Source organism: Frateuria sp. GZRe14 (assembly GCF_051900395.1).
Taxonomy (GTDB): Bacteria; Pseudomonadota; Gammaproteobacteria; order Xanthomonadales; family Rhodanobacteraceae; genus Frateuria_A; species Frateuria_A edaphi.
On record NZ_JBHZGJ010000001.1, the window covers coordinates 2514689 to 2531067 of the forward strand.

15 protein-coding genes are annotated in these 16379 nt (G+C 66.9%); 9 read left to right on the forward strand and 6 right to left on the reverse strand.

Annotated elements, in window-relative coordinates; genetic code table 11:
* Positions 1-39 precede the first annotated feature (39 nt).
* Complete coding sequence (locus ACFWZ1_RS11490; protein WP_439666494.1) at positions 40-798, reverse strand: pseudouridine synthase; 759 nt, start codon at positions 796-798, stop codon at positions 40-42.
* Between the two features lie 106 nt (positions 799-904).
* Here ACFWZ1_RS11490 and ACFWZ1_RS11495 point away from each other — a divergent pair, with 106 nt between their 5' ends.
* From ACFWZ1_RS11495 to ACFWZ1_RS11525, 7 genes are all read left to right on the forward strand, one after another.
* Positions 905-1849 (forward strand): acyl-CoA desaturase, encoded by a 945-nt coding sequence (locus ACFWZ1_RS11495; protein WP_439666495.1) that lies wholly within the window; start codon positions 905-907, stop codon positions 1847-1849.
* A 3-nt stretch (positions 1850-1852) separates the two neighbouring features.
* Positions 1853-3097, forward strand: coding sequence for an NAD(P)/FAD-dependent oxidoreductase (locus ACFWZ1_RS11500; protein WP_439666496.1), 1245 nt, complete (start codon positions 1853-1855; stop codon positions 3095-3097).
* On the forward strand, positions 3097-3867 hold the full coding sequence (locus ACFWZ1_RS11505; protein WP_439666497.1) for a DUF1365 domain-containing protein: 771 nt from the start codon (positions 3097-3099) through the stop codon (positions 3865-3867). Before ACFWZ1_RS11500 ends, ACFWZ1_RS11505 begins: the two co-directional genes overlap by 1 nt.
* A gap of 106 nt (positions 3868-3973) precedes the next feature.
* Positions 3974-5227, forward strand: a complete 1254-nt coding sequence (locus ACFWZ1_RS11510; RefSeq protein WP_439666897.1) for a class I SAM-dependent methyltransferase — start codon at positions 3974-3976, stop codon at positions 5225-5227.
* Positions 5224-5769, forward strand: coding sequence for a DUF2878 domain-containing protein (locus ACFWZ1_RS11515; protein WP_439666498.1), 546 nt, complete (start codon positions 5224-5226; stop codon positions 5767-5769). The genes ACFWZ1_RS11510 and ACFWZ1_RS11515 overlap by 4 nt, the downstream gene beginning before the upstream one ends.
* A complete protein-coding gene (locus ACFWZ1_RS11520) occupies positions 5756-6553 on the forward strand; it encodes a DUF1295 domain-containing protein (protein ID WP_439666499.1) in 798 nt (265 codons plus the stop codon). Before ACFWZ1_RS11515 ends, ACFWZ1_RS11520 begins: the two co-directional genes overlap by 14 nt.
* Entirely contained in the window at positions 6543-7625 is a 1083-nt protein-coding gene (locus ACFWZ1_RS11525) for an SAM-dependent methyltransferase (protein WP_439666500.1), read from the forward strand. The genes ACFWZ1_RS11520 and ACFWZ1_RS11525 overlap by 11 nt, the downstream gene beginning before the upstream one ends.
* Before the next feature lie 263 nt (positions 7626-7888).
* On the opposite strand, the gene ACFWZ1_RS11530 is transcribed toward ACFWZ1_RS11525, so the two are convergent.
* Entirely contained in the window at positions 7889-9025 is a 1137-nt protein-coding gene (locus ACFWZ1_RS11530) for an OmpA family protein (protein ID WP_231320748.1), read from the reverse strand.
* Between the two features lie 344 nt (positions 9026-9369).
* The gene (locus tag ACFWZ1_RS11535; RefSeq protein ID WP_439666501.1) at positions 9370-10821 is read right to left on the reverse strand and encodes a bifunctional 2-methylcitrate dehydratase/aconitate hydratase; all 1452 of its coding nucleotides are present in this window, start codon (positions 10819-10821) and stop codon (positions 9370-9372) included.
* Between the two features lie 361 nt (positions 10822-11182).
* Here ACFWZ1_RS11535 and ACFWZ1_RS11540 point away from each other — a divergent pair, with 361 nt between their 5' ends.
* The gene (locus tag ACFWZ1_RS11540) at positions 11183-11860 is read left to right on the forward strand and encodes a TerC family protein (RefSeq protein WP_439666502.1); all 678 of its coding nucleotides are present in this window, start codon (positions 11183-11185) and stop codon (positions 11858-11860) included.
* Positions 11861-11899: 39 nt separating this feature from the next.
* Here the strand turns inward: ACFWZ1_RS11540 and ACFWZ1_RS11545 are convergent, their stop codons facing one another.
* The 3 genes from ACFWZ1_RS11545 to prpB form a co-directional block, all read right to left on the reverse strand.
* A complete protein-coding gene (locus ACFWZ1_RS11545) occupies positions 11900-12673 on the reverse strand; it encodes a porin family protein (RefSeq protein WP_231320751.1) in 774 nt (257 codons plus the stop codon).
* 297 nt (positions 12674-12970) lie between these two features.
* Positions 12971-14116 carry a bifunctional 2-methylcitrate synthase/citrate synthase gene (gene prpC, locus ACFWZ1_RS11550; protein WP_439666503.1) on the reverse strand — a complete coding sequence of 382 codons (1146 nt, stop codon included), beginning with the start codon at positions 14114-14116 and terminating at the stop codon, positions 12971-12973.
* A 123-nt stretch (positions 14117-14239) separates the two neighbouring features.
* The gene (gene prpB / locus ACFWZ1_RS11555; RefSeq protein ID WP_439666504.1) at positions 14240-15124 is read right to left on the reverse strand and encodes a methylisocitrate lyase; all 885 of its coding nucleotides are present in this window, start codon (positions 15122-15124) and stop codon (positions 14240-14242) included.
* A gap of 121 nt (positions 15125-15245) precedes the next feature.
* Here prpB and ACFWZ1_RS11560 point away from each other — a divergent pair, with 121 nt between their 5' ends.
* Complete coding sequence (locus ACFWZ1_RS11560; protein WP_439666505.1) at positions 15246-16262, forward strand: MerR family transcriptional regulator; 1017 nt, start codon at positions 15246-15248, stop codon at positions 16260-16262.
* Positions 16263-16379 lie beyond the last annotated feature (117 nt).

Genomic DNA, 16379 nt, shown 5'->3' on the forward strand with positions numbered 1-16379 from the left:
GCCCCGCAGCAAGCCCTCCCCTTGGGAGGGCTAGAGGGCTCAAGCGAGCCGCAGCGCCCGGACTTCCTCGGCTGAAAGGTGGCGCCACTGGCCCTTGGGCAGCTCGCCCAGAGCAAGGTTGCCGATCGCCACGCGCACCAACCGCAGCACGCCGATGCCGTGCGCCGCCAGCAGGCGCCGGATGTGCCGGTTGCGCCCCTCGTCCAGCACGACCTCCAGCCATGCGTTCTTCTCCCCGGTGCGCAGCAGGTCGACCCGTCGAGCGACAAGCCGCTCGCCCTGGTCGATCACGCCCTCGCCCAAGCGAGCCAGCAACGTCGCGTCGGGGACGCAGTCGACCTGCACGTGATAGGTCTTCTCGCGGTGCGTGGCCGGATCGGTGATGCCGGCCGCCCACACCGTGTCGTTGCTCAGCAACAGCAAGCCCTCGCTGGCCTTGTCCAGCCGCCCGACCGGCCCGAGCCAGGGCAATCCCGCCGCAGCCAGCGCGTCGTAGACAGTGGCGCGTCCACGCTCGTCCGCCGCACTGACGACCAGTCCGCGCGGCTTGTTGAACATCACGTAGACCGGCGTCGTCCCGCCGATCGGCTGGCCATCGACGGTGATGCCGCCCTGCTCCGGCGCGGTCGGGCATTCCGGATCGCGCACCACGCGGCCACCGATCGCCACCCTGCCCGCGCGTACCCACTGCTCGGCCTGGCTGCGCGAACACACGCCACGCTTGGACAGGACCCGCGCCAATCCGTAGCGGGGACCGGTGGAGACGGAGGCAGTCGAAGGGCGGCGCGGCGGGGGCATCGGCGAAGCGTATCGACCGCGCTGGAACCGCGGCAAGCCTGACGGTGCATCCGCCTGTGCGGCTCGTCCGTATTCACATGGGCAAGACGCATCGACAGGGCCACCCATGAACGAAACCGCTCAAGCTGCCGTACCCGGATTCGCCCGACGCCTGGCGACCGGCGTGCTCCGCTGGTTCGACACCCGTGCCGTCGAGGCGTCCGACGACGATCGCATCGACTGGGCGCGCGTATTGCCGTTCATCGGCATGCACGTGGCCTGCGTCGGCGTGCTCTGGGTGGGATTCTCGTGGTTCGCATTCTGGGTGGCGGTGGGGCTCTACGCGCTCAGGATGTTCGCGGTCACCGCCTTCTACCACCGCTATTTCTCGCACCATGCCTTCCGAACCTCGCGCCCGGTGCAGTTCGCTTTCGCGGTGATCGGCGCCAGTGCCGTCCAGCGCGGGCCGCTGTGGTGGGCCGCGCACCACCGCAACCACCATCGCCACGCCGATACCCCGGCGGACGTGCATTCCCCGGTGCAACATGGGTTCTTCCGCAGCCACGTCGGCTGGTTCCTGAGCCGCAGCGGCTTCCGCACCGACTGGAAAGTGATCCCGGACCTGGCGCGCTTCCCCGAACTGCGCCTGCTCGACCGCTTCGACCTGCTGGTACCGGTAGCGCTGGCCGTGTGGCTGTTCATGCTCGGGGACCGGCTGCGCACGACGCACCCTGAGCTCGGCACGGACGGCCCACAGTTGCTGGTGTGGGGCTTCTTCGTATCGACCATCGTGCTTTTCCACGTCACCGTGACGATCAACTCCCTGGCGCACCGCTTCGGCAGCCGGCGTTTCGTCACGCGCGACAACAGCCGCAACAACTGGCTGCTGGCATTGCTCACCTTTGGCGAAGGTTGGCACAACAACCATCATTTCTTCCCCGGCTCCGCGCGGCAGGGCTTCCGCTGGTGGGAGGTGGACCTGACCTTCTACCTGCTGCGGTTGCTCGCCCTCCTCGGCGTGGTGAGCCAACTGAAGGCGGTCCCGGCCGGCCTCAAGCGCCGCGGAGACTGACCCATGCGTATCGCGGTCATCGGGTCAGGCATCGCCGGAATGGCCAGTGCATGGCTGCTCTCGCGCCAGCACGAGGTCACCCTTTACGAGGCCAATGCCTATATCGGCGGCCATACGCACACCCATGACGTGGCGCTCGGCGGACGCCGCTACGCAGTGGATACCGGTTTCATCGTCTTCAACCGGCAGCACTACCCGTTGCTCGGCCGGCTGCTCGAGGAGCTGGACGTGCTGTCGCAGCCGACCACGATGAGCTTCGCCGTGCGCAACGAGCGCAGCGGACTTGAATACGGCGCCGCCTCGCTGCGTAGCCTGTTCTGTCAACGACGCAACCTGGTCTCGCCCCGCTTCCTCGCCATGGTGCGCGACATCTACCGCTTTTACCGCGAGGCACCTGCCTTGCTCGATCAGGCAGGCGAAGGCCCCACGCTCGGCGACTACCTCGCCGGGCAAGGCTATGGCGCGGCGTTCCGGGACGATCACCTGGTGCCGATGGCCTCGGCGCTGTGGTCGTCGCCCTCCCGGCAGATCCTCGCCTTCCCTGCCAAATACCTGGTCGCCTTCATGGCCAACCATCACATGCTGCAGGTGGAAGGCCGGCCGCAATGGCGGGTGGTCAGTGGCGGCTCCCGCCGCTACGTCGACGCGCTGCGCATGCGCTGGCGGGTGCGCGAGCGGATCGCCTGCCCGGTGCTGGCCGTGCACCGGCCGGCGGTCGGCGGCGTGGAGGTGCAGAGCCTGGCTGGATCCGAACGCTTCGACCAGGCCGTGCTGGCCTGCCACAGCGACCAGGCCCTGGCTTTGCTGGCCCAGCCGAGCGCGGCCGAACGCGAGGTGCTCGGTGCAATCACCTACCAGTCCAATGACACGGTATTGCACACCGACACGCGCCTGCTGCCGCGCCGGCGCAGCGCGTGGTCGGCCTGGAATGCACTGGTGCCAGGCGACAGGGACGATGCCTGCACGGTCACCTACTGCATGAACCTCCTGCAGTCTATCCAGGCACCGGAAACCTTCTGCGTGTCGCTCAACTGCACTGACCGGATCGACCCGGCGAAGATCCTGCGCCGGCTCACGTATGCACACCCGGAATACACCCACGCCGCGGTCGCCGCCCAGCGGCGCAAGGCCGACATCCAGGGTGTCGACCGGCTCTGGTACGCAGGCGCCTACTGGGGCTGGGGCTTCCACGAAGACGGCATGCGCAGCGCGGTCGCCGTGGCCAAAGCGCTTGGAGTGCGCTGGTGATGGATGCACCGCTCGCCAGCGCGGTCTACGAAGGGTGGGTGCGCCACCGCCGCTTCGCGCCGCGGCCGCATGCGTTCCGTTACCGCATTGCCATGCTTTACCTGGACCTGGCCGAATTGCCCCGGTTGTTCGAAGGTCGTTGGCTGTGGTCGTACGGTCGCGCCAACGTGGCCCAGTTCCGCCGCGGCGATTACCTCGGACCGACCGATCTCCCGCTGGACGAGGCGGTTCGCCGCCGCGTGGCAGAGCACACCGGACGCCGTCCCGAGGGACCGATCCGCCTGCTCACCCACCTGCGCTACGCCGGGCACTGCTTCAACCCGGTCAGCTTCTACTACTGCTACGGCGCCGATGGCCGCACGCTCGAAGCGATCCTCGCCGAGATCACCAACACGCCCTGGAAGGAGCGCCACGCCTACGTGCTGCCGCTGGGCGAGGGCGAGCGACACGGCAGCGTGCACGCCTGGCGCTTCAACAAGACCTTCCATGTGTCCCCGTTCATGCCGATGGAGCGCGCCTACGACTGGCGTTTCTCCGAGCCGTCGCAAGCGCTGCGCGTGCACATGAACGTGCTGCGCAGCGGCGCCCGCGACTTCGACGCCACGCTCGTGCTCCAGCGCCGCCCCTTCGACGGCACGCAGTTGGCCCGCGTGCTGTGGCGCTTCCCGCTGATGACCCTGAAGGTCGTCGCCGCCATCCACTGGGAGGCGCTCAGGCTCTGGCTCAAGCGCAATCCGGTTTACGACCATCCACGCCACCACGGGACCTGACATGGATCTGGAACTGAGCCCATCCGACGAGCGCGCCGTCGCCGGCACCCTCGACCAGGCGCTCCACCATGCCGACCTGCCGACCGGGGCAACGGAAGCGGAGCGGATGCCGACCGCGACTTACGGCGCACTCGACCGCGCCTTGCGCTCCCGCCTGCTCGCGCAGATGGTGCAATTGCGCGGCTGCCGGCTCGTGCTGGTCGATGCACTCGGCCGCGTCGAGCTGGGCCAGCCGGCCGAAGGCGAATCCCTGCTGCGCGTGCAACTGCAGGTCGACGATCCGCGTTTCTACCGCCTGGTCGCCGCCAACGGCAGCGTCGGCGCGGGCGAGGCCTATATCGAGGGCCTGTGGCGCTGCGACGATCCGGTGGCGCTGGTCCGCATCATGGTGCGCAACCGCGACCTGCTCGATGGCATGGAGAGCGGACTGGCGCGGCTTGGCGGGTTGGCGCTGAAGGCGTGGCACGCGTTCAACCGGAACACGAAAAACGGCAGCCGGCGCAACATCGCCGCGCATTACGACCTGGGCAACCGGCTGTTCGGCCTGTTCCTCTCCGAGGACCTGATGTACTCCTCGGCGATCTTCGCCCGGCCGGACGAATCGCTCGAATCGGCCTCGCGCCGCAAGCTCGAGCGCATCTGCCAGAAGCTCGCGCTTGGCCCCGACGATCACGTGCTGGAGATCGGCACCGGGTGGGGCGGCTTCGCGGTGCATGCAGCCACGCATCACGGCTGCCGCGTCACCACCACGACCATCTCGCAGGAACAGTACGACCTGGCACGCCAGCGCGTGCGGAACGCCGGGCTCGACGATCGCGTCACCGTGCTGCTCCAGGATTACCGCGATCTCTCGGGCAAGTACGACAAGCTCGTCTCGATCGAGATGATCGAGGCGATCGGCGCGGCGTACATGCCAGCGTACTTCGCCGCCATCACGCGCCTGCTGGAACACGACGGCCTGGCGCTGATCCAGGCGATCACCATCGAGGACCACCGCTACGCGCAGGCGCTGAAGTCGGTCGATTACATCAAGCGCTACATCTTCCCGGGGAGCTTCATTCCGGCGGTGAGCGCGATGCTGGAGGCTGCGCGCCGCTCGAGCGACTTGCGCCTGTTCCACCTGGAGGACATCGGCCCGAGCTACGCCCTCACCCTGAAGGCGTGGCGCGAACGCTTCATGGCCCGCCGCGCCGACGTGCTGGCGGCCGGCTACGACGCGCGCTTCATCCGCATGTGGGAGTTCTACCTGGCCTATTGCGAAGGCGGTTTCCGCGAGCGTTCGATCGGCGATGTACAGATGCTGCTGACCCGGCCAGGTTGCCGGCGCGAGTCCTACCTGCCGGACCTGGGCCTGCGATGAACGTCTGGTTCAACATCGTCGGTTACCAACTTGTGTGGCTGGCCACCGTCTGGGGCGCCTCGCACGAACGGGCCTGGCTTGGTCCGCTGGCGCTCCTGCCGTTCGCGTCGATCCATCTGCGCCGTCGCGACGGACGGCTGGACGCGTGGCTGCTGCTTGCCGCCGCGGGCTGCGGGACAGTGCTCGATTCGCTCTACGCGGCCACCGGGACGATTGAGTATGCCTCGCCCTTCCCGTCGGGGCACGCCGCCCCGGCGTGGATCATCACCCTGTGGGCCGCGTTCGCCCTGACGCTGCGGCACAGCCTGCGATTCCTGCAGGGACGCTGGCTGCTGGCGATGGCGTTCGGCGCCGCAGGAGCGCCACTGGCCTACGTTGCAGCAGCCCGCAGCTGGCAGGCGGTCGGATTTCCGCAAGGGGTCGTGGTCGCGATAGGAGCGCTTGCCCTGGGCTGGGCGTTCGTACTTCCCCTGCTGCTGCGCCTGGCCATGACCATCGAACACCAAACACGCTCGCGGACGGCAACGCATGTCCACGTCTGAACTCTGGCATCAGCCCGTCTGGGTCTGGGCGGCAAGCGCCCTCGCGATGACGCTGGGCTGGATGGTGCAGCGGCGAACGCGCAACGCGGGTGTCGTCGATGCGATCTGGACGGCGGGTCTGGGCGGCGGCGCGCTCTATTACGCCGCGTCGGGCGAGGGACTGCCCGACCGCCGTCTCGCCGTGGCGCTGCTCGGCAGCCTGTGGGCCGCCCGGTTGGGATGGCACCTGGGCCTGCGCATCCTGGGTGAAGCGGAGGACGGCCGCTATCGCCATCTGCGCAGACACTGGCACGACAACCAGGTGAAGTTCTTCCTGTTCTTCCAGGCGCAGGCCTGGCTGGTTGCGCTGTTCTCGTTGCCATTGCTGGCGGCGGCCGCCAATCGCGCGCCCTGGTCGGGCTGGGACAGCCTGGGCATCGCCGTATGGCTCCTCGCCATCGGCGGCGAAAGCCTCGCCGATCGCCAATTGGCACGCTTCCGCGCCGATCCCGCCCACCACGGCCTTACCTGCCGGGGGGGCCTGTGGCGCTATTCGCGTCATCCCAACTACTTCTTCGAGTGGCTGCAGTGGTTCGCCTACCTGTTGCTCGCGGTCGGCTCGATGCTCTGGTGGCTGGCGCTGCTGGGTCCCGTGCTGATGCTGGTGTCGCTGTATTGGGTCACCGGCATCCCGTTCACCGAAGCGCAGGCCCTGCGCAGCCGCGGCGAGGACTACCGCGACTACCAGCGCCGCACCAGCCCGTTCTTCCCCTGGTTCCCCAAGGATCCCCGCCATGACCGATAGTCTCGTGCTCGACGCGCCCATCGCCGCCGTCCCGGAGCGCGGCCTGATCCAGCTCGCCGAGCGCGGGCTGGTTCCCGACGCCCTGCTGCGGCTGGGCATCCGCCGCCTGTGCGCCCAGCGGTTGCGCGACGAGCGCCAGGGCGGCGTGGAGGCGAGCTGGGAGCGCTTCCGCGCCCTGCTGGATGAGCTGCGCCACAGCCCGCTGGCGCTGCATACCGACGCGGCCAACGCGCAGCACTACGAATTGCCCCCGCCGTTCTTCCAGCTCTGCCTGGGCAAGCGGCTGAAATACTCCAGTTGCTATTACCCGCTCGGCACCGAGAACCTGGACCAGGCCGAGGAAGCGATGCTCGGGCTTTACGGGCGTCGCGCGCAGCTGGCCGACGGCCAGGACATCCTGGAGCTGGGCTGCGGCTGGGGCTCGCTGACCTTGTGGATGGCCGAACGCTATCCTGGCGCACGCATCACCGCCGTCTCCAACTCGCGCCTGCAGCGCGAGCACATCGAGGCGCGCTGTCGTGAGCGGGGACTGGCCAACGTCACGGTGATCACCTGCGACGTCAACCGCCTGGCGCTGCAAGGGGCGGCGTTCGACCGCGTCGTGTCCGTGGAGATGTTCGAGCACGTGCGCAACTACCAGCGCCTGTTCGAGCAGGTCGCGCAATGGCTGCGGCCGGATGGCAAGCTGTTCGTGCACATCTTCTGCCATCGCGAACTGATGTATCCGTTCGAAACGGCCGGTGGCGACAACTGGATGGGGCGACACTTCTTTACCGGCGGGCTGATGCCCGCGGCCGATACCTTCCTGCATTTCCAGCAGCACCTCGTCATCGAGGATCAATGGCGTCTTCCCGGCACCCACTACCAGCGCACCGCCAACGCCTGGCTGGAACGCCAGGATGCCAACCGCGGGCAGGTGCTGCGAGTGCTGGCCGATGCCTACGGCAAGTCCGCCGCCGCCTTGTGGCACCAGCGCTGGCGCATGTTCTGGATGGCCTGCGCGGAACTGTTCGGTTACGACGACGGCCACGAATGGCTGGTCGGCCATTACCGTTTCAGCCGGCGCGACTGACGCGTCCGCAAGGCGGACCCGGCAACCTCCGGCTGAAGTCGCAGTGCGGGCCGCCACCACCCGGGGGAATATGCACTCATCCTTGAAGCGCCTTTGGGCGAGACCATGGGGTTGCATGTGGCTTGGCGGTCGCGCCCTGTGCGCTCCCGCGGAGAGAGGTTGCGACGCACGGATGCGTGGAGATGACTACGCTCCCCTTATCCGGTAAGAAAAAAAAAAGCCCGGCTTGCGCCGGGCTTTTTCCTGTTGCATGGCAGTTCCGCTTACTGCTGGACCTGCAGCTCCGTGCGGCGGTTGCGCGCGCGGCCATCGTTGGTGTCGTTCGAATCGATCGGGTCGGCTTCGCCGTGGCCGATCGGCCCTTCCAGGCGGCTGGCATCGATGCCGTGCGAGGTCAGGTAGTCGTACACGATCTTCGCGCGACGCTCCGACAGCGACTGGTTGTAGGCGTCGGTACCGACCGAGTCGGTGTAGCCGGCGACAGTCACGTGCACCTGCGGGTAGCGCTGCAGGGTATCGACGGCCTGGTCGAGGATGGCCAGCGAGTCGGAGGTCGGCTCGGCGAGCGCCTTGCTGATGTCCGTTTCGCCCTTCGACGGACGGTCGAACTTGAAGTTGACGCCGCGCAAGTCGATCACGACCTTCTGCGGGCAACCGTCCGGACCGACGATCGTGCCGGCGGCGGTGGCCGGGCACTTGTCTTCGCAGTCGTTCACGCCGTCGTTGTCGCTGTCCTGCGTGGAGCAGTCATTGGCCGGCGGGGGCGGCGGCGGGGCAGCCTGTTCCGGAGCGGCAGCCGGCTCGCCGAAGCGCGACACGATGCTGAAGCCCAGGAACCAGTCGCCGTAACCGTCTTCCGTCGGCTGGCTCTTGTCGTCCCAGTCGTAGCGGTAACCGGTCTCGATGCGGATGTCCGAGCTGTCGGAGACAGTCTTGGACACGCCCACGCCCAGCTGGGCGGCAGGCGACCAGCCATCGTCGATCGCGTTCTGGTGGTAGCTGCCCATCACGCCGGCGAGAACATACGGACGCCAGGCATTCCAGTCGCCACCGTAGAAACGCGCAGTGACGCCGAAGTTGTTGTTGGACCAGTTGCCACCGCCCACGGCGGCATCGCGGTCACGCTGCGTGCGGTCGATGAACAGGTCGATCGAAGCGTTCGGAGCGATGAAACGGCCGATACCGAGCCCGTAGTAGAACTGGCGGCTGTTGGTGTTGCGATCGGTATCGTTGTAGTAGCCGCCAATGGTCGGGGCGATATACCAACGGCCGTCATAATCGCCCGTGGTGGTCATCGGGGCGGTATCGGCGGCGGCGTCAGCGGTATTGTCCTGCGCGTGAACGGCACCTACGCCGCCCAGGGCCAAGGCAATAAGGAAATACAAGCCCTTACGTTTCATCAGGTGTCTCCTTCAATTATTGGTGTTCGCAGCCGTTTCACCTCATACGGACCGCGCGTCAAACTCACTTTGACTTCCGGAAGCTTGAGCCGCCCCCTCGCTTTTAGTCCCTACGGGCAAGCGGCACGAGTGTAGCAAAACCGTTAAGCCGTTCTCACAACGGCGCAGGTCCCCCGGTGAGGCCTTGTTCAGCAAAGCCCCACGCCCATTGCCGCCCGAATGGCGTCGAAATGGCGTGAATACGAGAAAACCCGGCCGCTTGGACCGGGTTTTTCGTGAAAGGCATTCCAGGCGTTAGCCTGTTTTCATTGCCGCCCCAATGCCATTGGCGCGGCTAATTGTAGTTAAAGCGTGAAAAGCCCAAGGAAACGCTGGATCGGCATGGCGTCCAGCACCTTCGGATCGGCGGCAGCGTCCAGGATGGCCTTCACACGGTGCGCCGGCAGGTGGCCGCGCAGGGCCGCCTCGAACTTCTTCAGCAACACCGGGATGCCCTCGGCGCGACGCTTGCGGTGACCGATCGGATAGTCGGTGGAGACTTTCTCGGTGGACGTGCCGTCCTTGAAGAACACCTGCACCGAGTTGCCGATGTAGCGCTTGTCCGGATCGAAATAATCCTTGGTGAACTGCGGGTTCTCGCGCACTTCCATCTTGTCGCGCAGCGCGTCGATGCGCGGGTCGGCGGCGACGTCGTCGTTGTAGTCCTCGGCGGTCAGGCGGCCGAAAATCAGCGGCACCGCCACCATGTACTGGATGCAGTGGTCGCGGTCGGCGTAATTGGCCAGCGGACCGGTCTTGTCGATGATGCGCACGCCCGCTTCCTGCGTCTCAAGCACGATCTTTTCGATCTGGTCGAGCTTGCCGGCCACCTGCGCGTGCAGCTGCATGGCGCATTCCACCGCGGTCTGCGCGTGGAATTCGGCCGGGAAGCTGATCTTGAACAGCACGTTTTCCATCACGTAGCTGCCGAAGGGACGCTCGAACTCGAATGCGTTGCCCTTGAAGGCCACGTCGTAATAGCCCCAGGTCTTGGCGCTGAGCGCCGACGGGTAACCGACCACACCGCGGTAGACCGCGTTGATCGCGTGGGTCACGGCGCGGCGGCAGGCGTCGCCCGCGGCCCAGCTCTTGCGCGGCCCGGTGTTGGGGGCGTGGCGGTAGGTGCGCAGCGCGCCGTTGTCGATCCAGCTGTGCGACACGGCGGTGGTGATCTGCTCCTTGGAGCCGCCGAGCATAGCGGTGGAGACCGCGGTGGAGGCCAGGCGCACCAGGATCACGTGGTCCTGGCCGACGCGGTTGAAGCTGTTCTTGAGCGCATAGCAGCCCTGGATCTCGTGTGCCTTGATGGCGTAGCCGAGAACGTCGCGCACGGTGAAGGGCTGGCCGCCCTCGCGCTCGGCCTTGCGGCTGAGATAATCGGCCACCGACAGGATCGCGCCCAAGTTGTCCGACGGATGGCCCCATTCGGCCGCCAGCCAGGTGTCGTTGAAGTCGAGCCAGCGGATCTGGGTGCCGATGGCGAAGGCGCCCTGCACCGGATCGAGCTCGTGGCTGGTGCCCGGCACGCGCGTGCCGCCCGGCAGGTTGGCGCCCGGCACCAGCGGCCCGAGGTGCTTGACGCACTCGGGGAACTTCATCGCCAGCATCGCGGTGCCCAGCGAATCGAGCAGCATGTAGCGGGCGGTGTCGTAGGCTTCCTTCGACTCGATCCGGTAGTCGGCCACGTAGTTGGCGATGTCGACCATCGGCTGGTCGGGATCGGGGCGAACGGCGGAACGGATGTCGTGGGCGCTCATGGAGGGCTTCTCGCGGGATGAAAAACGGCCATTGTATCCGGCCGACCGCATGGTTGCTCCATTCCCGGTGGGCGCCTCATGCGCGGCTGCTGGATATGGCGGTCGCGCACAGGTGCCCGCCTGCAGGGCAATGCCGAGCTTGACCGTCGCCGGCGCCACCTCGACAATCGCCGCACACCCAAAGGGGAGTAGTTCCGGCACCGCGGTTTTTCCACGCGGTGCCGTGCGGTGATCGTCATCACGGACGCCTTCGCGTCCCGGTCACCCCGGCGAGGCCTTTCGCGAACGAGACTTTTGCGGTGGCGACGGGCCTGTGCGCGTGTCCGTCGTCATCGCCATGAGTCACGCGCGGGAGCTTTGCATGGACATCAGCGGTACCGATTTCGTCTCCGGCCTCCTGGCCATCATCCTGCTCGACCTCGTGCTCGCCGGCGACAACGCGATCGTGATCGCGCTGGCCGCGCGCAACCTGCCCAAGGCGCTGCAGAGGAAAGCGGTGTTCTGGGGCACCTTCGGCGCGGTGGCCGTACGCGTGGCGCTGACCGCGGTCGTCGTCTACCTGCTCAAGTTGCCCGGCCTGATGCTGGCCGGCGGCGTGCTGCTGTTGCCGATCGCCTGGAAGCTGATCAAGCCCGAGGCGGAAAGCGGACACGAAGTCAGTGCGGCCGACAGCTTCTGGGCCGCGCTGCGCACGATCGTGGTGGCCGATGCGTTGATGGGCCTGGATAACGTGCTGGCGATCGCCGGCGCGTCGAAAGGCCATCTGGGACTGGTCGTGCTTGGCCTGCTGATCAGCGTGCCGCTGGTGGTGTGGGGTTCGACGCTGATCCTGAAACTCATCGAGCGCTTCCCGTTCATCGTCTACCTGGGCGCAGGCGCGATCGCCTGGACCGCCGGCCGCATGATCGCCCATGACCATCTGCTGCGCGGCTGGTTCGATGCGCATCCCTGGCAAGGCTACGCGCTGGACCTCCTGCTGATCGCGCTGGTGTGCGGCGGCGGCTGGCTGGCCCAGCGTCGCAGGGCCCGGCTGGGGTGAATGCGAGGGACCGCAACCGGAGCGGCTGCGGTCCTTCCGTTACCAGCGCAGTTTCGCGAACGCCGACGGTCCGCTAAGGGTCATGTCCAGGTCCGCGTCGTAGGCACTGCGGTTCCAGTGCAGCTTGATCTGGCTGTAGCCGTATTCGACACCGAAGCCCAGGTTCCGCCACGGCAACCATTCCACGCCGAGCGCGGCGTTGTAGATATGCCCGCTGATGCGGCCGCCGTTCTTGCGCACGCCCGACGCGTCCAGGTACATGCGCCACTGGTCGTTGAACATGTGGCGCCAACCCAGCTGCAGCATCGGTGCCCAGGCGCTGTCGTTGCTGGTGGTGGCGACCGATACCACCTGCTCGCCGCCCTGCCCCAGATCGTAGGCGCCATCGCCCGCCAGCGCGGTCTTCACCCGATACCAGCCCGCGCCCAGGCCGACGCCATAGGCGTCGTTGCCCTGTCCGAACCACCAGCGCCAGGCGACGCTGCCGAAGTTGAAATCGAGCTTGGCGCGGACGTCCGCGTTGGCGCTGTAGTTCACGCCGTCATAGGTGATGTCGCGCGCGAGCACCTGGTGGCTGGAGCGGTCGATGTTGTAGTAGTCGAGCGCCAGGCCCTGGTGTTCGCCGAACAGGAAGTCGGCGCGCACGCGCGGCACGGCCTTGTTCTTGTCGAAGCCAAGGTCGTCCTCGAGGTTGATGGTGCCGCTGAGCGTGTCGCTCGGGTCGGCGATCCTGACGTCCGTGTCCACGCCGGCGTAGTAGCCACCCAGCCGCACGCTGGCGCGGTCCAGGACGGGGGAGGAATCCTGTGCCATCGCGGCGGTGCTCCCCAATGCGAGCGGGACCAGGACAAGAAGCGGGGACCACGACGAACGCTTGGCGGGATGTCGCATGCGGAGGCTCTCTCGGAATGGCGGGCCATGGTAGCCAGCGTCCCCGTGGACAGGCCGTGGACAGCGCCGATCCATGACCATCGCATGCTTGTGCGGGAGTCCCCTTTGGGGCCATGCCTTAGGAGCATCGCCCACCAGGGGCGCATGCAAGGGATGCGCGCAGCGCGAGCCCTTTCCGCCGAAGTCCCTCCCGACGGGGAGGGACTTCCAGTCGGGCGCTCAGCGCTTCTCGATCGGCACGTAGGTCTGGTCTTCCGGACCGGTGTAGTTCGCGCTCGGACGGATGATCTTGCCGTCCCGGCGCTGCTCGATCACGTGCGCGCTCCAGCCGGAGGTGCGCGCGATGACGAACAGCGGCGTGAACATGGCGGTCGGCACGCCCATCATGTGGTAGGCGCTGGCCGAGTACCAGTCGAGGTTGGGGAACATCTTCTTGAGGTCCCCCATCAGTTTCTCGATGCGCTCGGAGACCTCGAACAGGGTCGGATTGCCGCCATCGGTGCAGAGCTTGCGCGAGATTTCCTTGATGATCTCGTTGCGCGGGTCGGACACCGTGTACACCGGATGGCCGAAACCGATGATGATTTCCTTCCTTTCTACGCGCGCGCGGATGTCCGCTTCCGCCTCGTCGGCGTTGCGGTAGCGCGCGATGATCTCCATCGCCACCTCGTTGGCGCCGCCGTGCTTGGGACCGCGCAGCGCGCCGATCGCGCCGGTGAGGGCCGAATACATGTCCGAACCGGTGCCGGCGATCACGCGGGCGGTGAACGTCGAGGCATTGAACTCGTGCTCCGCGTAGAGCACCAGCGACTTGTCCAGCGCCTGCGCATGCAGCTCGCTCGGTGCCTTGCCATGCAGCACGTGCAGGAAGTGCGCGGCGATCGACTCGTCGTCGGTCTCCGTCTCGACCCGCTTGCCGTTGTGGCTGAAGTGGTACCAGTACAGCAGCATCGAGCCGAAGCTCGCCATCAGGCGGTCGGCGATGTCGCGCGCGCCGGTAACGTTGTGGTCCTCCTTCTCCGGCAGCACCGTGCCCAGCACCGAGCAGCCCGTGCGCAGCACGTCCATCGGGTGGGTCGCGGCCGGCAACAGCTCCAGCGCGCACTTGACCGGTGCCGGCAGGCCGCGCAGGCGCTTGAGCTTGGCCTTGTAGTTCTGCAGCTCCGTCCAGCTCGGCAGCACGCCGTGCACCAGCAGGTAGGCCACTTCCTCGAAACTGCCCTTGGCCGCCAGGTCATGGATGTCGTAGCCGCGGTAGTGCAGGTCGTTGCCGCTGCGGCCGACCGTGCACAGCGCGGTATTGCCGGCCGGCACGCCGGACAGCGCAACGGATTTCTTGGCCTTGGGGAGGACTTGCTCGGTCATCGGGTATCTCCTGGATGCAAGGGTTGGGTGCCAGGCGGGGACTCTTGTAGGAGTGCATCCTGTGCGGCGACCGGATGTTCGGCAGAACGGTCGCGGACAGGGTGCGCTTTACAGGGAGCCTGATCAGCTCTCTTTGGAAAACAATGCGTCGAGCTTGTCCTCGTAGGCGTGGTAGCCCAGGAAGTCGTACAGCTCCTCGCGCGTCTGCAAGGTATCGATGATGCCCTTCTGCGTGCCTTCGCGGCGCACGGTTTCGTAGAAGTTCAATGCCGCCTTGTTCATCGCGCGATAGGCGCCGCAGCAGTAGAGCGCGATGTCCACGCCAGCGGAGCGCAGCTCGTCGGTCGTGAAGAACGGCGTGGAACCGAATTCGGTGAGGTTGGCCAGGATCGGGACCTTCACCGCCGCCTTGAACCGGCGGTAGTCGTCCAGCGTCTTCATCGCCTCGGGGAAGATCATGTCGGCGCCCGCCTCGACATAGGCGCAGGCGCGTTCGATCGCCGCGTCGATACCTTCCACGGCCGCCGCGTCGGTGCGCGCCATGATCACGAAGCCCGCATCGGTACGCGCATCCACCGCCGCCTTGACCCGGTCGACCATCTCCGCCTTCGACACGACTTCCTTCCCGGGACGATGGCCGCAGCGTTTCTGGCCCACCTGGTCTTCCATGTGCACGGCGGCCACACCGACGTTGATGAAGGAGCGGATCGTGCGGGCGATGTTGAATGCCCCACCCCAGCCGGTATCGATGTCGACCAGCAACGGCAGCTGGGTGGCGTCCACGATGCGGCGCGCGTCGGTAAGCACGTCCTCCATCGTGCTGATGCCGAGATCCGGCATGCCCAGCGAATTGGCCGCCACGCCGCCGCCGGAAAGGTAAAGCGCCTTGTAGCCGACGCGCTTGGCCATCAAACCGGCGTAGGCGGTGATCGCGCCCATCACCTGCAGGGGCTGCTCTTCGGCCAGCGCGGCGCGGAAGCGGGCGCCGGGGGATGCGGTGGGGGACATGGAAGGCTCCGCGGGAAAAGGGCCATTTTAGCGCACCGCTCGCCTTTGCCCCCTGTCCCGGCGCTTGACCCTCACGTAACGTGAGGCCGGAACCTGCCGGCACGCACCGAGGAGACCCACCATGCCGCTGACCGTCGGCGAACTCGCCCGCCGCTGTGGACTGACCGTCCGCACGCTGCACCACTACGACGCCATCGGCCTGCTCAAGCCCTCGCTGCGCTCCGATGCCGGCTATCGCTTGTACGACCGGACCAACGTGGAACGCCTGCACCGTATCCAGGCGTTGCGCCAGTTCGGCCTGCCGCTGGCCGACATCGGAACCGTCCTGTCCGGGCCCGAGCAACCGCTGGGCGAGCTGATCGATCGCCAGATCGCCCAGCTCGACCGCGAGCTCGACCGCGCTGCCCGCCTGCGCAGCCGCCTGGTTGCACTTGGCGGGCAGCTGGCCGCCGGACAGTCTCCCGACCTGGCCGAGTGGCTGGACACGCTGGAACTGATGACCATGTACGAAAAATATTTCTCCCCCGAGGAGCTGCAAAGCCTGCCCTTGCACAACGACCCGGATGTATTGGCGCATTGGAATGCGCTGATCGGCGAAGTACAGGCCGCCATGGATCGCGGAGTCACGCCCGAGGCGCCGTATGCGCATGCGTTGGCCTTGCAGTGGATGGAAGCGGTCCAACGGGGCACGTGCAACAACCCCGGCTTCATCACCCGCCTGAAGGCGATGCAGGACAACGAGCCGGGGATACGCGAACGCAACGGCATCACGCCTGCGCTGGAGCGTTTCATCGAGCGGGCACTGGTAGACGCGAGGCTGGTGATCTTCGAGCGTTACCTGGGTCCGTCGGACATGGAACGCATGCGCGCGAATTACGGCGCTCACATGTACGACTGGCCGCCGCTCATTGCGGAAGTGCGTGGCGCCATTAACGCGGGCGTGCCGCCGACCGATCCCCATGCCCAACGGTTGGCGCGGCGCTGGATGGAACTCTTCCGCGCCTATGCCGGCGACGATCCGGCCACGCACGCGCGCATCCGCGAGGCCTACGCGAACGAGCCGGATCTGCGCAGCGGCAGTTCGGTGGATCCGGCGATGCTTGCGTATGTGCGCTCGGCGATCGAGGCGATGGGATAGGCGCACCCGCACAACCGGCCATTCGCGACGGCGCAGGTGACGGGGAGGTTTCCCGCGTGACTGCCAAGAGCATGCGCCGAACTTCCATGCGCTGTCGCAAGCGTGGCCCCTCACCCC